The sequence below is a fragment of the Rarobacter faecitabidus genome (assembly GCF_006716265.1).
GTDB lineage: Bacteria > Actinomycetota > Actinomycetes > Actinomycetales > Cellulomonadaceae > Rarobacter > Rarobacter faecitabidus.
This window is the reverse complement of record NZ_VFOS01000002.1, coordinates 206541-223138: the sequence shown is the minus strand read 5'-3', so window position 1 is coordinate 223138 and position 16598 is coordinate 206541. Positions and strand designations below refer to the sequence as shown.

Annotated in this window: 13 protein-coding genes; 7 read left to right on the top strand and 6 right to left on the bottom strand. The window is 68.0% G+C overall.

All coding sequences use genetic code 11. The features are described from left to right. Nucleotides 1–8: 8 nt before the first annotated feature. From FB461_RS08975 to FB461_RS08955, 4 genes are all read right to left on the bottom strand, one after another. On the bottom strand, nt 9–518 hold the full coding sequence (locus FB461_RS08975) for a cupin domain-containing protein (protein WP_142121274.1): 510 nt from the start codon (nt 516–518) through the stop codon (nt 9–11). Beyond that, nucleotides 482–3742 (bottom strand): adenosylhomocysteinase, encoded by a 3261-nt coding sequence (locus FB461_RS12140; RefSeq protein ID WP_211349879.1) that lies wholly within the window; start codon nt 3740–3742, stop codon nt 482–484. The genes FB461_RS08975 and FB461_RS12140 overlap by 37 nt, the downstream gene beginning before the upstream one ends. A gap of 45 nt (nt 3743–3787) precedes the next feature. Further along, on the bottom strand, nt 3788–5005 hold the full coding sequence (locus tag FB461_RS08960; RefSeq protein ID WP_142121272.1) for a GTPase family protein: 1218 nt from the start codon (nt 5003–5005) through the stop codon (nt 3788–3790). 146 nt (nt 5006–5151) lie between these two features. Then, complete coding sequence (locus tag FB461_RS08955; protein WP_142121270.1) at nt 5152–5826, bottom strand: uracil-DNA glycosylase; 675 nt, start codon at nt 5824–5826, stop codon at nt 5152–5154. 187 nt (nt 5827–6013) lie between these two features. Here FB461_RS08955 and FB461_RS08950 point away from each other — a divergent pair, with 187 nt between their 5' ends. The 7 genes from FB461_RS08950 to pknB are packed head-to-tail and all read left to right on the top strand — an operon-like array spanning nt 6014 to nt 14993. Then, nucleotides 6014–6712, top strand: coding sequence for an FHA domain-containing protein (locus tag FB461_RS08950; RefSeq protein ID WP_142121268.1), 699 nt, complete (start codon nt 6014–6016; stop codon nt 6710–6712). Between the two features lie 8 nt (nt 6713–6720). Further along, on the top strand, nt 6721–7194 hold the full coding sequence (locus FB461_RS08945) for an FHA domain-containing protein FhaB/FipA (RefSeq protein WP_142121266.1): 474 nt from the start codon (nt 6721–6723) through the stop codon (nt 7192–7194). A gap of 6 nt (nt 7195–7200) precedes the next feature. Beyond that, entirely contained in the window at nt 7201–8544 is a 1344-nt protein-coding gene (locus tag FB461_RS08940; protein ID WP_142121263.1) for a Stp1/IreP family PP2C-type Ser/Thr phosphatase, read from the top strand. Beyond that, nucleotides 8544–9923, top strand: a complete 1380-nt coding sequence (locus tag FB461_RS08935) for an FtsW/RodA/SpoVE family cell cycle protein (protein ID WP_142121261.1) — start codon at nt 8544–8546, stop codon at nt 9921–9923. The genes FB461_RS08940 and FB461_RS08935 overlap by 1 nt, the downstream gene beginning before the upstream one ends. Beyond that, a complete protein-coding gene (locus FB461_RS08930) occupies nt 9920–11368 on the top strand; it encodes a peptidoglycan D,D-transpeptidase FtsI family protein (RefSeq protein ID WP_142121259.1) in 1449 nt (482 codons plus the stop codon). Before FB461_RS08935 ends, FB461_RS08930 begins: the two co-directional genes overlap by 4 nt. After that, the gene (locus FB461_RS08925) at nt 11368–12954 is read left to right on the top strand and encodes a serine/threonine-protein kinase (RefSeq protein ID WP_142121257.1); all 1587 of its coding nucleotides are present in this window, start codon (nt 11368–11370) and stop codon (nt 12952–12954) included. Before FB461_RS08930 ends, FB461_RS08925 begins: the two co-directional genes overlap by 1 nt. Further along, a complete protein-coding gene (pknB, locus tag FB461_RS08920) occupies nt 12954–14993 on the top strand; it encodes a Stk1 family PASTA domain-containing Ser/Thr kinase (RefSeq protein ID WP_142121254.1) in 2040 nt (679 codons plus the stop codon). Before FB461_RS08925 ends, pknB begins: the two co-directional genes overlap by 1 nt. A 111-nt stretch (nt 14994–15104) precedes the next feature. Here pknB and FB461_RS08915 read toward each other — a convergent pair whose 3' ends face one another. Together FB461_RS08915 and FB461_RS08910 are read right to left on the bottom strand one after the other, a co-directional pair. Further along, complete coding sequence (locus tag FB461_RS08915) at nt 15105–15728, bottom strand: anthranilate synthase component II (protein ID WP_246046167.1); 624 nt, start codon at nt 15726–15728, stop codon at nt 15105–15107. Continuing rightward, nucleotides 15725–16588 (bottom strand): DUF881 domain-containing protein, encoded by an 864-nt coding sequence (locus tag FB461_RS08910; protein WP_142121252.1) that lies wholly within the window; start codon nt 16586–16588, stop codon nt 15725–15727. Before FB461_RS08910 ends, FB461_RS08915 begins: the two co-directional genes overlap by 4 nt. Between the last annotated feature and the right edge of the window lie 10 nt (nt 16589–16598).

Genomic DNA, 16598 nt, shown 5'->3' with positions numbered 1-16598 from the left:
GCTCCTTGTCAGACCTCCTCCGCGAGCCGCCAGTCGTCGAAGGAGAACTCGGGCGAGACCACGCACGTCGCCAGCACCGTGTCGGTGACGGGCAGCGCGCGCTGCCACACCCCCGCTGGGATCAGCAGTTGGACGCGCGGTATGGACGAGTCCATCGTCACGACCTCACCCGCGTCATCCGGCTCGGCGCCGCTCCCCCCGAACTGAAGGTGCAGCGTTCCGGGACCGTGCCAGAGCCACAACTCGTCCGAGCGGACCACGTGCCACGCTGCGTCCTCGCCAGGAGCGAGCAGGAACTGGATCGCGGAGGCAGTCGCGCGCGGCCCGTTCGCTGTCTCCACGGAAACCGGCGTGGTCCACGTCCGGCGGAACCAGCCGCCCTCTGGGTGGGCCTCGAGTCCGAGGCGCTCAGCCAGTTCCGGCCGCAGCGGTGGCCCACCCGACCCCGCAGTCCCGCCACGCGCGGCGGTGGACTCGTCCTCTACCGGCTCGCCTGATTGAAGATCGCGTCCATCCATCGGATTTCCCCCTCGATCATCGTGGCCGCGACCGAGTCCTGCCCATAGCGGACCAGGTCCTCGATCGTGCCGAACACGTCCGACACCGGGATCTGCAGGAACACCATGTCGGCCACGGCGCCGGTCTGCAACTGCCCGATCCGGTCCGGCCCCGCGGCGAGCCCCAGCGCGGTCGCGCCGCCCAGGGTCGCGGTGTGCAGCAGGCGCCGGGCGAGATCGTCCTTGGCGTAACCTTGCGCGCGCGCCAGCTCGTACAGCAGCGCCACATCGGCCAGCAGGTCGAGCGACGGCGACGACGACAGCGAGTCGGTGCCGACCGCGATCGGGTTGCCCTCGCTCAGGTAGGCGGCCACGGGCGGCGGATCGAGTCCGATGATCTGATTGGACCGCGGGCACAGCGCCACGGACGTGGACCGGGCGCGCAGCAACGACCGATCCCACTCGGTCATGTAGACCCCGTGCGCCACGTGGCAGTCGGGGCCCAGCACGCCGAGCTGATCAACGAACTGGGTCGCGCTCATCCCGAAGCCGCGCTCGCGCAGCACCCGGAAGCTCTTGGACTCCCCCGAACGCCACAGGTCGGCCAGCGATCCCGCCTGCTGCTCGGCCCATTGGGCCTCGAGCTGGGACTCGGCCAGGTGAATGTGGAGCCGCAGCCCACGGCGGCGCACCAGGTCGGGAATCTCGAGCAGCGGGTCCGTGTCGAGTGAGTACGGCGCGTGCGGGGACAGACCCACGTTGGGCGGGGTCGGCATCCGGTCCAGGGCCGCGAGCACCTGCGTCGATCCGCCTTTGGCCCACTCCTCGTTGGACCAGCCCATGACCTCCCAGTAGGCGACGCCGTGCAGTCCGGCGTCGTGCAGGGCCGAGGCCGCCTGCGGATCGGTCACGACGTCCGCTGCGGCCGTGGTCCCGTACCGAATCGCCTGCGCTGCGCCCTGCGCGGCGTGCTCCCGCCAGTCGTGCGTGGCGTTGTCGTAGACGACGTTGAACGCCTGCGCCCAGTCGTCGAACCCCTTGTAGGTGCGCGAGGCGACCTCGACCATCCCCGTGTACTGCAGGTGCGTGTGCGCGTTGACCATGCCGGGCATCAGCACGCCCGGCCAGTGCCGCTCGGTGAATGCCTGCCCCGATTCGCGCAGCGTGGAGATCACCCAGTCGCGCTCCCCCACGTGCTCGATCCGCCCGCCGCGCACCGCGACCGCGCCGCCGATCACCGCCGGGGCCGTCACGGGAATGACCAGCCCGGCCGAGTACACCTCCACCAGCGACGGATTCGAGCGTTGCGTGCCGAGGCGCACGCCGTATTCGCGGGCCAGTGCGGACGAGCGCTCCGCCACCGATTCGACACGTTCCGCCGTGTGGGCGTCGCTCCCGCCTGCGGCGGGCTCGTCCACCAACGACTCCCGCTGCGGGGCCGGCGGCGCAGCGGCCGGATGCCACTGGCCGGGCTCGCCGGTCACCATGGCGGTGGCGGCCACCGCAGCATCCGCCTCGGCGGGAAGGGCATGGACGCCCGGCTCGCGGGGTGCATCGACGCCGGTCAGCAATTCGATTGCGGCGAGCTGAACGGCGAAGGACAGGTCCATGATCTCGATCGGGTTGCCCTCGCCCGCAGTCACGTTGATGCACTGGCCCTTGTCCAGGACCAGCACGTGGTGGTCATCCGGGAACTCGAGCCGCTCCCTTCTGTGACCTGCGGACGTGCTCGTGGCGCCCGCGCTCGCGGCCTGCGCGAGGGCGATCTCCTGCTCGACGCCCCCGGCGACGGCGAGGGCCGCACCCGGGCGGGCGGCCCTGATGATGCCGAGCGAGATCGTGTTCGGCTCGCCCGTTGCCGAGACGATGAGCGTGGCATCGCCCGCCAGTTCCGCGGCGTCCGCGACGCGGTAGCCGTCGAATCGCGCTTGGAGGGCGCGCACGGGGTCGATCTCCGCGACGCTGACGCGCGCGCCCAGGGCCGCCGCGTGCTTGGCGACGCCCTTGCCGACGTCGCCGTAGCCGATGACCAGGACGTTGCCGGTGCCGGCATCGCGGGCCGCGTCCTGCGCCACGGCCGCGGGGGCCGGCGGAACCAGATCCCCCTCCGGGTGATCCCCACTCGGCTCGCCATGAACCGTGCGGGCGAAGTCGTAGCCATCGCGATCGGGGTCGAGCAGATCGAGGATCGTCAGCAGGCACGACTGGCCGGTGCCGTAGGCATTGTCGAACAGCGTCTTGGACCGGGCATCGTTCACCGCGATGACCGGAACGCGCAGGCGACCCTCCGCCTGCCACTTACGCAGGGGGCGCAGCCCGGATGTCGTCTCCTCCGCCGCGCCGCGCAGTTGAAGGATTGCGTCGGGTAGATCGTGGGCTCGGCGGATCAGGTGCGAGCCGTCGTCTATCAGCAGGTCATGGCCGCGGCGCAGGTACTTGTCGGCCAGCTCAACCGCCGCAGACTCGTCCAACGTCGAATCCGCGAAGACCGCGAGCCCCGCCTTGCGCAGCGCATCCGCGACGTCGTCTCGGGTCTCGGCCGGGTGACCGAACACGCTCACGTTCGCGCCCGCGTGCGCCAGCGACAGTGCGAGCACGGCCGTCTTGGGTTCGAGGACGAGCGAGACGCCGATCCGTACCCCGCGCAGCGCGCGCGAATCCACGAGCCGGGCTATCGCCGCTGCGGTGACCGGCATGTGCTCGCGAGCCCACGCGATGCGCCGCTCGGCGAAATCGGCGTCGGCGTGGGTGTGGTCGGCGGCGGGTTGCGTCGGGCCGCCGGATGCGGACTCCGACGGGCCGGTGCCGGTTGAACTGCGACCGGCGGCGGGGGGAACCTGGCCGGGTGGCGGCCGCAACTCGTCGCCGGAGCGATCGGTGACCGTAGCCTTGCCGTCTGGTCCCGCGACGACCGTGACGTCGGCGCGGCGCGTGGTCAAAGAAAGCGCGGGGCCGCGACCGCCCGCGGGCAGGCCGGATGCGGTGGCCGCGCCGGAGGGCTCGTCCACTGTGCTGAATCCACCCACCGCGCCGGACTCGGCGAATGACGCGTGGAACCCGGACGGATTTGTTGTGCGGACGCAGCGCGCGCCCATCGCCTCAAGGGCAGCGCGCAATGCGGCCAGGCGCTCCGTTTCGGGACCGAGGATCGCGAACCGGCGCGAGGAGATCAGCAGATTCGTCGCCGCCGCGTACTGGCGGATGACGACCTGCGCCCAGAGTTGCGCGGCGGCCAAACTTGTCACGCCCCCGAAACTATCAGGCTCGGCCGTCGTCGAGGCAATGCCTGCTCACGCCTCGGCTTCGACCTTCGCTATGTGGATTTGTGCGCCGGGTGACTTGCGCCCGGCGCGTTGGGTGACGAGCTTCTTGACGACGTCCACGACCGTCGGGCTGTAGTCGCGCCAGGCTCCGCTGATCTGCGACTGGTCGATCTTGCCGGTGTGCAGATGCTCGCACAAACGGAGCCAAGCCGTGCCAGCGGCCGCCGTAAGGGCCGCTGCGACGGTCGCGTTCACCACGCTGCCCACGCCGGGAACTACTTTGATCAGGCTTCGGGCCAGTGCCTGCCCGGTAAGTTGAGTACTCAATTGCGCGAGCGCGGATTCGGAGAGCATCGACTTGAACTCGAGGTCGTAGATGGCGGCGAGCCGCCCCATCATCGCTAGCTGGATCGGTGCCAGAACCGCCGCGTCGGCGACGGGAACCGGGATAGCCGCTGCAGCGGCCGCGGCAGACGAGGCCTGCGCAATAACCGGTCGCGCCATCGCTCGTTTCCACGGGAGATTGAGTCGCTGAACGATGCGAAACGCGTCCTTGTCACTGTCTGGCGCGAGTTCCAGTGTCTTGGTGACAAGGTCACCGAGTCCGTGCCCCGCGCCCTTCCCGTGCGGGCCGTACGCGGCGGTGAGCATGACCGCCTTCACCGGAAGCGCGATTCGATTCCCGTCCGCGTCGACCGGGCTTTCCAGCCAGTCGCGGAACTCCTCGGTGTCGGGCGTGGCTCGCTGTCTACCGGATATCGGGTGCTTGATCCACTGCACCTTCGTCAGGACGAGGATCACCGGCAATCCGGCGGCGTCCAGTTCCTGGATCATGTCGATATCGGGTTGCGTGAGCCGATCCGCACTCGCATTCACGCAGTACCAGACGACGGCGATCTGCTCGCCGCGCGGCCGTGCCGCGATTGTCGAGAGGTGCGCGCGCAGTGCCTCGCCCGGCGAGGTGCTCGATCCGATCTCGAAGCCCTCGAAATCCCATATCCCCAGGTGCTCGTCCTGGTAGTAGTGGACGCCGCTGGTCACGGGCAGACCCTTGCCGACGCGCGCGAAGTCTCGTCCGAAAACGGCATTGACCAGTGACGACTTGCCGACGCCCGTCCCGCCGATGATCGCCAGATTGAATCGGCCGTACCGGGACCGCTCTTGCGAGTTAGCTTCGATGAATGGCCGACCGTCCAGGCGTGGCTCGTCATCCTCGGGTGGGCGTGACGCTGACGGGGGTGTCATGGCGAAGTCCGGTCCTCTCGGTCGGTACCGCTGTGGTCAGTAGCGTAATCGCTGGCGACGAAATATTGCGGTCGAAGGCCGCCCGCACCGTGCGGGTCAGTGCGGTAACGACAGACATCGGCCACGCCGCACCGGAACCAGCACCGCTATGGCAGAGCCCAGTCGACCGGATCCCCGCCCGCGGCGACGAGTGCCTCGTTGACGCGCGAAAAAGGCCGGGAGCCAAAGAATCCGCGATACGCGGAAAGCGGCGATGGATGCACGGACTCGATCGCGGGAACCGAGCCGAGCCGCGGTCGCAGGCTCTGCGCCGCGGATCCCCACAGCACCGCGACCAGCGGTCCGCCGCGGGCGACCAGGGCATCGATCGCGCACTCCGTTACCGCCTCCCATCCCTTTCCGCGGTGCGAGCCAGCCCTTCCCGGCTCGACCGTGAGCACGCGGTTCAGCAGCATGACCCCGCGCTCGGCCCAGGGGGTGAGGTCGCCGGAGGTTGGACGAGCCACCCCGACGTCCGATTCGAGCTCGTTAAAGATGTTCACCAGCGATTTGGGCAGCGCCACGCCCGGAGCAACGGCAAATGACAGTCCTATTGCGTTGCCCGGCGTCGGATAGGGATCCTGTCCGACGATGAGCACCTTGACCTCCGCGAGCGGATAGGTGAAGGCCCGCAGAATGTTCTGCGCGGCGGGCAGGAAATGCCGCCCGGCCGCGCGCTCCGCCCGCAGAAAGTCGCCCATGGCGTGCACTTGACCTTCTACGGGGGCCAGGGCGCTCGCCCAGCCGGGATCGACGAGTTCAGCGAGCGATTTCCTGGTCACTCCCGCAGGCTATCGCCCCGGTCAAGAGAGGAGGAAAACACGGTCCGACATGTGGAGACACTTGGCGATAATTTGAACCATTGCACGCCTATCGGTCGCTAGACCGATACGATCGGTGGGATAAACCAGAATTCGATGAGGCAACCGGCGCTACCCGCCGGGCGCCGCCATGCGCGTGGGAGGTGGAATGGGGTTCCTCGACCGTCTCGAGAACGGCACCGAAAAGGCCGTGGGCCGGGTATTCCGCAAGTTCCGCGGCGAACTCAAGGTCGTCGAGTTGGTCAGCGCCATCAAGCGCGAGGCGGACGAGCGCGCCGCGGCCATCGACCAGGAGCGCACCGTCGTTCCGAACGTGTACTCGTTCACGGTCTCTCCTCCCGATCGAGAGCGGCTGCAGTCCTGGGGCGAGGATGCGATCACGGCGGAGCTGGGCGAAGAACTCGTCCGCCACGCCACTCGCCAGGGGTACGCGCTCGTGGGCCCGGTTCGGGTCGCGATCGTCACCGGCGACCTGCCGCAGGGACAGTTCGATCTCACGTCGGAAACCGTCCGATCGGCGGTCCAGGCGCACACCAGTGGCCCGAACCGTCACCCCATGGTCGACATCGATGGGCAGCGATACCTGCTGACCGGTACCGTCACCGTGATCGGCCGCGGGTCCGAATCGGACATCGTCGTCGATGATCCGGGGATCTCGCGCCGCCACCTCGAACTCAGCCTGACGGCACACGGCGTAGTAGCGAGGGATCTCGGCTCGACCAACGGGTTGTACGTCGAGGGTCATCAGGTGCCCGCAGCGACCCTCATGGACGGCAATACACTCACCATTGGCCGTACGCGAATCTCGTTCTGGGACGCCGAGCCGGACGACACCGAGAACGATTAAGCGACCCCATGAACGAACTCACTATTGCCCTGTTGCGGATCGCCTACCTCGGCCTGATGTGGGTCCTCATCCTTTCCGTCGTTGGCGTCCTGCGCCGAGACCTGTACGGCACGCGCATCAGCCCGCGGCCTTCCAGAGCGCCAGGCGGCCGGCAGGAGGCTGGGCCGCGGCGCCCCGGTGCGGCCGCCACGGAGCATCGGGTCCTCACGGTAACGGCCGGACCGCTCGAGGGCACGACGTTGCCGCTCGGAAACGTCTCGGTGGTGATTGGACGCGCCCCGGACTGCACACTTGTGGTCGATGACGACTATGCCTCCTCGCGCCACGCGCGCATCTTCCCGGACGAGGGAAGGTGGTTCGTCGAGGATCTCGGTTCCACCAACGGCACTTTCCTGAACGGCAATCCCGTACATGACCGGATCGAACTGCCGATCGGCGCATCCCTGCAGGTGGGCCAGAGTTCAATCGAGTTGAGAAAGTAGCTGGTCATGTCCATCGCACTGCGCTACGCCGCGATCTCCGACGTTGGGCTCGTCCGCGCGAACAATCAGGACTCGGCCTATGCCGGGCCGCACCTGCTGGCAGTCGCCGACGGCATGGGGGGCCACGCGGGAGGCGACACCGCGAGTTCCCTCGCAATCGCCAAGCTCGCCCCGCTCGACGACGAGGCGCTGGGCTCGGGGGACATCGTCAAGCGCCTGAAGGACACGATCGAGGAGGCGAGGCTCGAACTCGTCGCCTACGCCCGCTCCCACCCCAAGGTCGCCGGGATGGGCACCACCATCACGACGCTGCTGCGTTCGGGCAACAAGATCGCCATGGCTCATATGGGCGACTCCCGTGCCTATTTGCTTCATAAGGACGAGTTCACCCAGGTAACGGTGGACCACACGTTCGTTCAGCATCTGGTCGATACAGGGCGGATCACGCCGGAAGAAGCCGAGAACCACCCCCAACGGTCCGTGGTCATGCGGGTCCTCGGGGACTTCGAGGTCGAGCTCACGCCGGATGTCTCGATGCGCGAGGCGCACGTCGGGGACCGGTGGTTGCTGTGTTCGGACGGGCTGAGCGGCTACGTGGCTCACGACACCATCAAGCGGACGCTTGAGGAGTACGAGGACCCCGCGCAGTGCGCGGAGAAACTCGTTCAACTCGCCTTGCGAGCCGGCGGCCCGGACAACATCACCGCGATCGTGGCGGATGTCATCGATCTTGACGAGCATCCCGACGGCGCCGTCGAGCAGCCGAATGTGCAGGTTGTGGGCGCCGCTGCGGTGAGCCGCGACGACGTCACCAGTGCGCAGGACGGCCCCGCCGCCCGTGCCGCCTCGCTCGCCGCCAGCGTAGCCTCGCAGGAGGAGAGCGAGCCGGCCGTCGACCAGCCGTCCGCAGTCGACCTGCGCGATGTCAGGCGTCGGCGCTGGCTTCCGTGGACGATTGTCGCGGTGGTGCTAGCGCTGATCGCAGGCGCTGCCGGATTCGGCTACCGCTGGACACAGCAGCAGTACTTCATCGGCGTCCAGGGTACGACCGTGACGCTCTTCCGCGGCATCCCCCAGTCGCTCGGTCCGTTCGACCTCGCCACCGCCATCGAGGTCACCGGCGTCGACGTCGCGACGCTGCCCGAGCCCACACGGTCGAGCGTGGCCGCCGGGCAGATCACCGCGTCCTCGCGCGAAGAACTCGCGCAGCGCTGGCAGGAGGTCACGGCTGAGACAGTGGCCGCGCCAAGCGCCCAGCCGCCCGCGGAAGTCACAACGCCAACCGACGAGTCGTCCACTCCCGCTGAGAGCGCGCCTGCCCCGAACGGCACCGACGCGGGAGGGCAGTAGTGGCGACAGTCGAGCCCACGCCGACGCTGCGACGCCGGTCCAGCGAACTCGGGTTGCTCGTCCTCTCACTCGGCCTGGGCGGCGTGGCATATGCGCTTGTCGGCCTGACGCGCTCGGGCCATCTGCCGGTGACCTTCTACCGCGACTTCTCGATCCTGGTGGCCATCACGCTCATCACCCACCTGGTGGTGCGGCGAAAGGCCGCGTATGCCGATCCGGTGATCCTGCCCGTCGCCGTCGCGCTCAACGGCATCGGACTCGCGATGCTGTACCAACTGGAGCCGAATACCAACGTTCCCGGCACCGATGGCATGGCGATCAAGCAGGCGCTGCTCACCGTTGTTTCCATGGCGATCGCGTGCGTCGTCCTGCTCCTGTTGCGGGATCACCGAACGTTGCGGCGCTACACGTACGTGGCCCTGCTCGCCACGGCGATCCTGCTGATCCTCCCGCTACTCCCCGGTCTGGGTACCGAACTGAACGGCGCCCGCATCTGGATTCATGTGGGTCCGCTGTCATTCCAGCCTGCTGAACTCGCCAAGATCGCCTTCGCGATCTTCTGTGCCGGCTACCTGGTCACCAACCGCGACACGCTCGCGCTGGCGGGCCGAAAGGTGTGGGGCCTGCAACTACCGCGCATCCGCGACTTCGGCCCCCTGCTTATCGCGCTGGGAATCAGCCTTGCGGTGCTGGTCTTCCAGCGTGACCTCGGGACGTCTCTACTGTTCCTCGGCATCTTCGTGGGGATGCTCTACATCGCTACCGAGCGGTTCTCCTGGATCCTGATCGGGTTCATGCTGTTCCTCGTCGGTGCGTACGGGGCGTACAAGTCCTTCTCCCATGTCGAACGGCGGTTCGACGGCTGGCTTCATGCCTTCGATGACTCCGTCTACAACGCTGCGGGCGGCTCCGCCCAGCTAGTCGACGGGCTGTTCGGCATGGCCAACGGCGGCCTGCTCGGAAGCGGCTGGGGGCGCGGTTACCCGCACCTGACGCCATACGCCTTCTCCGATTTCATCATTGCGGGGCTCGGCGAGGTCCTCGGCCTGACCGGGCTGTTCGCCATCCTCGCGCTGTACGCAATCCTGATCCAACGCGGATTCCGCACGGCGATCAGCACGCGCGACGGTTTCGGCAAACTCCTGGCCGGCGGCCTCGCGTTCGCCCTCGCCTGGCAATGCTTCGTGGTGATCGGGGGCGTCACGCGAGTCATTCCGATCACCGGCCTGACGGCGCCATTCCTGGCATACGGCGGATCGTCGCTGCTCGCCAACTGGCTGATCGTCGCGCTACTGATCCGCATCTCCGACAATGCGCGCCGTCCCCACCCGCTACCGCTGCGGGGCACGGCCAAGAGCGACGCGGGGGTGTCGGCGTGAACGCCCCGATCCGCAAACTGGCCGTCGCTAGCCTCGTCCTGTTCATGGCCCTCCTGCTCGCCGTGACCTACATCCAGGTCGTTCAGGCCCCGACCCTGAACGCGGATCCCCGCAACCGGCGCACGCTCTATCAGGAGTTCAACAGCCATCGCGGCCCGATCATCGTCGACGGCACTAACGTCGCGTATTCGCAAGAGGTCGACGATGACTACGGTTACCAGCGGTTCTACAGCGACGGCGCGCTATACGCGCCGGTCACCGGTTTCTACTCCGTTGTAGTCGGGCGCGCGGGACTCGAACGGTACAGCAACAATCTGCTGAACGGATCGTCCGATTCCCTATGGTTCAACCGTCTCCAAACCGTCCTGATGGGCAAGACCCCGCAGGGCTCGTCCGTCGAGACCACCCTCGATGCCAGTGTCCAGGAGGCGGCGGCGAAGGCTCTCGGCGAGAACCGCGGGGCGGCGGTCGCGATCGACATCGCGACCGGGAACATCCTGGCGATGGTCACGTCCCCCAGTTACGACCCGAATGACCTCGCTACCCACGACCGGGCGGCTGCGGCCAACCGCTATCAGGAACTGCTCGATGCGGACGGAGACCCGCTCATCAACCGGGCGATCGCGGGCGACACCTATCCGCCTGGGTCCGTCTTCAAGCTGATCACAGCCGCCACCGCGCTGGAGACCGGACAGCAGGGATTGGACGAACTCGACGGCACCGACGCATACCGGCTCCCGCAATCCTCCTCGACGGTCGGCAACTTCGGGGGCGGGGCGTGCAGCCCGTCGGGCAGTATCTCGCTCCTCGATGCGCTCCGTATCTCGTGCAACACCGCATTCGCGTCGCTGGGCAATCAGCTCGGCGATGCGGCGCTGCGTGCACAGGCGGATCGGTTCGGGTTCGACACGGCGTTGTCCATCCCGATGCCGGTCACGGAGAGCCGGTTCCCCGACGACCTCGACGCCCCGCAGACCGCGCTCGCGGCCATCGGCCAGGGCTCGGTCCGCGTCACTCCCCTGCAGGTCGCCATGATCTCCGCCGCGATCGGTGGCGGCGGGATGCTGCTCCAGCCGCAACTCGTCAAGCAGGTCCGCACCGCTGATCTCACCGTCGTAGAGCGCGCCGAACGCCACGAACTCGGCCAGGCGGTCTCCGCCGAGACAGCGCAGGAACTCACGGACATGATGATCGAGGTGGTGAAATCCGGCACCGGCACGCGCGCGCAACTGAGCGGGGTGACGGTTGCGGGCAAGACGGGCACGGCAGAGTCGGGCACGGGCAAGGCACCGCATGCCTGGTTCACTGGTTTCGCACCCGCCGAAAACCCGAGAATCGCCGTCGCAGTCGTCGTCGAGAACGGCGGCAGCGCGGGATCCGAAGCGACCGGTGGCACCGTGGCCGCGCCAATCGCCGCCGCCATTTTGAAAGCGGGGCTCAAGTAATGGCCATCGTCCCCGTCCCCGGGCTCATCCTCGGCGAGCGCTACCGGCTGGTCCGCCAGCTCGCCGTCGGTGGCATGGGCCAGGTGTGGGTCGCGCAGGACACATCGCTATCGCGTGAGGTCGCGATCAAGGTCCTCAAACCCGAGTTCGCGGGTAACGCCGACTTCCTCCGCCGCCTGCGCACCGAGGCGCGCAATGCCGCCTCGCTCTCGCATTCCGGCATCGCGCAACTGTTCGACTACGGGGAGCGCGATGGCATCGGGTACCTCGTCCTGGAACTCGTCCTCGGCGAGCCGATGAGCGATCTTCTGGAACGTTCGCCCGTCCTGCCGCTCGACCGCGCTCTGGACATCCTTTCGCAGACGGCGCGAGCGTTGCATTCGGCACACATCTCAGGCGTGGTGCACCGCGACGTCAAGCCGGGCAACATCCTGCTCGACCGTCAGGGAATCGTCAAGATCACCGACTTCGGGGTCTCGCTCGCGGCCGATCAGGCGCCTATGACGGCGACGGGAATGGTCATGGGCACTGCCCAGTACCTGTCTCCCGAGCAGGCCGTCGGCCGGCCGGCCACGCCGTCCTCCGACATCTACGCGCTCGGAGTGATCGGCTTCGAGGCCCTCGTCGGACATCGCCCCTTCACGGGCAAGACCGCCGTGGACATCGCTGTCGCGCACGTTAACGAGCCGGTTCCCGCGCTGCCCGCATCGGTTCCGCCCGACGTGGCATCGCTGATCGGACGCATGCTCGCCAAGGACCCGAGCGTTCGCCCTCGCTCCGGTGCGCAGTTGGCGATCATGCTGGACGAGTTGTCCGCCAAGTACCAATCGAGTCCGTGGCTCGGCGCCATCGGTAGCACGTCGGGACCGCAGCCGAGGGTGCCGTCCGCAGCCCCTCTCGATCCCCGGGCCGAGCCGCGCCGCAGGTCGAATGCATCCAACAGCCAGCCTCGTCGGACGCCCGTTCAGGGAACGCCCGTCGGACGCGCGCAGGCAGGAGCCGCAGCGCGGCGCGCCGAACCCGCCGAGCAGCGTGGCTCGGCAGGCAACGCGCCGGTGCAATCTCCGGCCCTTGGGCAGGGCGCGCGTCACGATGCCTCGGCCGGCGGTGCCGCGACACCGCGCGCACGTTCACAGGCCAGCGGCAGTTCCAGGGAGGCCTCGTCCCCGCCCCCGCTGCGGCGCGGCGCGCCGCGCGGCTCCGACCCGGACCTGACAACGAGGACGCCGAGACAGGGCTCCTCGCGCGCCCGCGCCGGCCAGCGACCGGAGGGTCCGGAACGCGCGGCCGCCGCTAAACACACCTCGACGACCACGGGCCAGCGCTGGGGCCGCATCTCCTGGCAGGCCATCGTGCTGGGCATGCTCATCCTCGCCGCGCTGATCGGCTCCATCATCGGAGTGGTGAACTCGGGTCGCAATACCGCCGCGGGACAGGGCATGAAAATGGGCATTTCCGCCGTCAGAACTGACGAGGGTACTACAGTTAGGCAACAATATAGGGTGACGGTTGCTCCGCGGCCGACCTTGCCGGTGGCTGACGGCGCCCGCGCCTTAGCCATTCCGACGACCGTGAAGGACATCTAGTGGTTGACCAAGCTCCTCGCATCCTGGCGGGCCGCTATGAAGTCGGCGCCCTCATCGGGCGCGGCGGCATGGCTGAGGTCCACATCGGGCACGACACCCGACTCGGCCGCACCGTTGCGATCAAGATCCTGCGCTCCGATCTAGCGCGCGATCCAGCGTTCCAGGCACGGTTCCGTCGCGAGGCGCAGGCGGCCGCATCGCTGAACTATCAGGCGATCGTGGGCGTGTACGACACGGGCGAGGACAACATCACCGACCCCGCCACCGGCGTCGTGTCGCACGTTCCGTTCATCGTCATGGAGTACGTCGAGGGCCACACGGTCCGCGACATACTCCGCGACGGCAACGCCGTTCCCATCGACGAGGCCGTCGAGATCACCATTGGCGTGCTCTCCGCTCTCGACTACTCCCACCGTGCGGGCATCGTCCACCGCGACATCAAGCCCGCCAACGTGATGCTCACCCCAACCGGTGAGGTCAAGGTGATGGACTTCGGCATCGCTCGGGCGCTCGCGGACTCCGCAGCGACCATGACGCAGACGCAGGCCGTCATCGGAACCGCGCAGTACTTGTCTCCCGAACAGGCCCGCGGCGAGCAGGTCGATGCTCGGTCGGACCTGTACTCGACCGGCTGCCTTCTGTTCGAGCTGCTCACCGGGCGCCCGCCGTTCACCGGCGATTCGCCCGTGTCCGTGGCCTACCAGCACGTTCGCGAGATTCCGCCGCCGCCCAGCAGCATCGCCAGCGATGTCCCGCCCGTCCTGGATCACATCGTCGCCAAGGCGCTTGCCAAGGATCGCGACAACCGGTACTCGAGCGCAGCTGCGTTCCGCGCCGACCTCGAAGCTGCGATGAAGGGCCTGCCGGTTCAGGCGACGAGCGCCGAAGCGGCGACCGAGATCCTGGCCGCGCCCGTGGCGGCGCCGGTCGCTCAGGCGCCGACGTGGAACGCGACGCCCACCGGGCCGGTCGCGACGAATACGGCAGCAACGCAGTCCCTGCCCCTCGATGGCGACGAGGAGGGCGAGGATAAGAGTTCCAAGGCCCTCATGTGGACGCTCATCTCGATTGCCGCGCTCGCGGTGATCGCGATAATCGCGATCCTCATCGCCGTGAACAGCGGCAAGAAGGAGGAGCCGACAGTCCCGACAAAAGCGCTGCCGTCGCTGATCGGGATGACGCTTGAGGAGGCCGGCGACGCACTGGCGCTTCAAGGCTTCACGAACGTCGACCTCGTCCCCAAGGAGGAGGCGAGCGCCGAGTTCGACGTTGACACCATCATCGACACCGACCCGCGCGAGGGCGTTCTCGTCAATCTCGACGGCGCCCAGATCACGGTGACGGTCTCCACCGGCCCTTCCGAGGACGCGGTGCCAGAACTCAGCAACCTGACGCAGGATCAGGCCCGCACCGCCCTGCAGAACGCCGGATTCGAGATCGAAACGGTCGGATCCGAGGACAGCAAGGACGTGCCCCGCGACAGAGTGACGCGCTCCGAGCCTGAGGCGGGCGTGACGGCCGAAAAGGGCTCCACGGTCAAGATCTGGTACTCGAACGGGCAGGTCACGGTCGACGACTACGTCGGCCGCAACGGCCAGGATGCCAAGGCGGAGATCGAGAAGGATCTTGGCCTCATCGTCACCATCAACGAGGTCGAAACGAACGACGCCAAGGCGGGCACCGTCACCGAGCAGAGCATCACCGCGGCCACGCGGGTCGATCAGCGCTCGGCGATCACGCTGACCGTGGCGAAGAAGATCGAGAAGATCCAGGTGCCCAACGTCGTCGGCAAGACCACCGCTCAGGCGCAGGACGCGCTCGCGGCGGCGAATCTGACGTATGACCCCGATCAGGACCAGCTCGTCTACCACCCGACCATTCCGGCTGGCCAGGTCATCAGCACGTCACCCAAGGCCGGCAAGAAGCTCGACCCGGGCAGCGTGGTTGTGCTGACGATCTCGCTCGGTCCGGAGCCGCAGAATCCCACGGATCCGACGAACCCCGGTGACACCGACGCCGACGACGGAAGCGCGGGCTGACCCGCGAGTAGTCCGCCACATCGTTTGCGGGCTTCGGCTGCGTTTGCCGCCCTGTAATCTGCCGCGAACGGATGCAACCGCCGCAAACGATACGGCGGCGCGCGGCATTCGCTACCCGACCTCCGCCAGCCAGTTCCGCAGCAGCGGGTAGCCGGCCTCGGTCAGCACGGCCTCGGGATGAAATTGGACGCCCGTCATCGGCAGTTCGCGATGCTGCAGGCCCATGATGACGCGCGCCGGATCTTGCGGCGTCGGCACGGTCAGGGCGGTCACCTCGAGCACGTCCGGCACGCTGTCTGGTTCGACGGCGAGCGAGTGGTACCTCGTCACGGTCAGGGGCCGCGGCAGGCCCGCGAAGACTCCGCTGCCGTTGTGCTCCACGAGGCTAGTTCGGCCGTGCATCACGCGCGACGCGAGGGTCACGCGCCCGCCGAAGTACTCCGCGAGCGCCTGATGCCCCAGACACACCCCGAGCATCGGCGTTGCGGTCCTAGCACACCAGTCGATCACGGCGAGCGATTGCCCGGCCGTTCGCGGGCTTCCGGGTCCCGGCGAGACTAGAACCCCGGCGTGACGCGGCAGTGCGTCCGGCACGGCGTCGTCGTCGTTGAGCAGCACCGTAACGCGCGCTCCGAGCGCGCGCAGGTACCCCACGATGGTGTGCACGAACGAGTCGTGGTTATCGAGGACGAGCACTCCGTCGCGCTTGGGCCCACCTGCCAATGCGTTGATCACGACATTCCGGGGGAGGCGGTCCGGCCGGGCGATTTCGGGGACTCGTCCTGATCGCTGGGGTTGTCCGCGCCGTCCGGAGATTCGGTCTTCAGCTTCGGGGAGGAACCGGCGAATGCATCGACGGAGGACTCGTCCCCAAGCGGTATGGCGAACTGCGGCTTCGCCGAGACGGACGCGGCGGGCAGGTCCAAAGCGTCGGAAGCCGCCACGTTCCAGCCCAGCCCGTACGCAGCGACGTACTGCTGATAGATCTCGATAGCGGGATCGTCGGCGAGCGCCGCTGTGAGCGAGTCTGCGCTACCGACGGCGGCGATCTCGTAGGGCGGTGAGTAGATCTGGCCCTGGAGGTAGAGCACGTTTCCGACGCAGCGGACAGCGGAACGCGCCGTCACGCGCACCCCCTGGAGCGTCATCGCCTCGGCCCCGCCCCGCCACAGCGCGTTCATTACGGCCTGCAGATCCTGCTGGTGCACGACGAGATCGTCGGCCACCGCTCCGGGGGGGATGATGTCGGTGCCGGCATCGGTGAGCGTGACCGTGACCCCTGGCCCCGTCACACGGGTGCCGCCCGCGCTCACGCGGGCCGCGGCATTCGTTGCGCCGTCTCCGCCACCCGAGCCCGCCTGCGCCGAAAGGCCATCGACCTTGTTCTGGAGCGCCGCCACGCTGTCGGTCAGGGATGCCACCTGATCCGAGCGCTGACGTACAAGTTGCAGCAGGTTCTCCGGATGCCTCGCGGTGCCCGACGTGCGGGCCAATTGGGCACTGACCGTGAACAATAGGCCGCTCAGGGCCAGCACGACGGCAGCGATGACACCGGCCCGACGGGCCCGCGCAGAGCGTCGTGCGACTGGGGTCATGGTCAGCTCC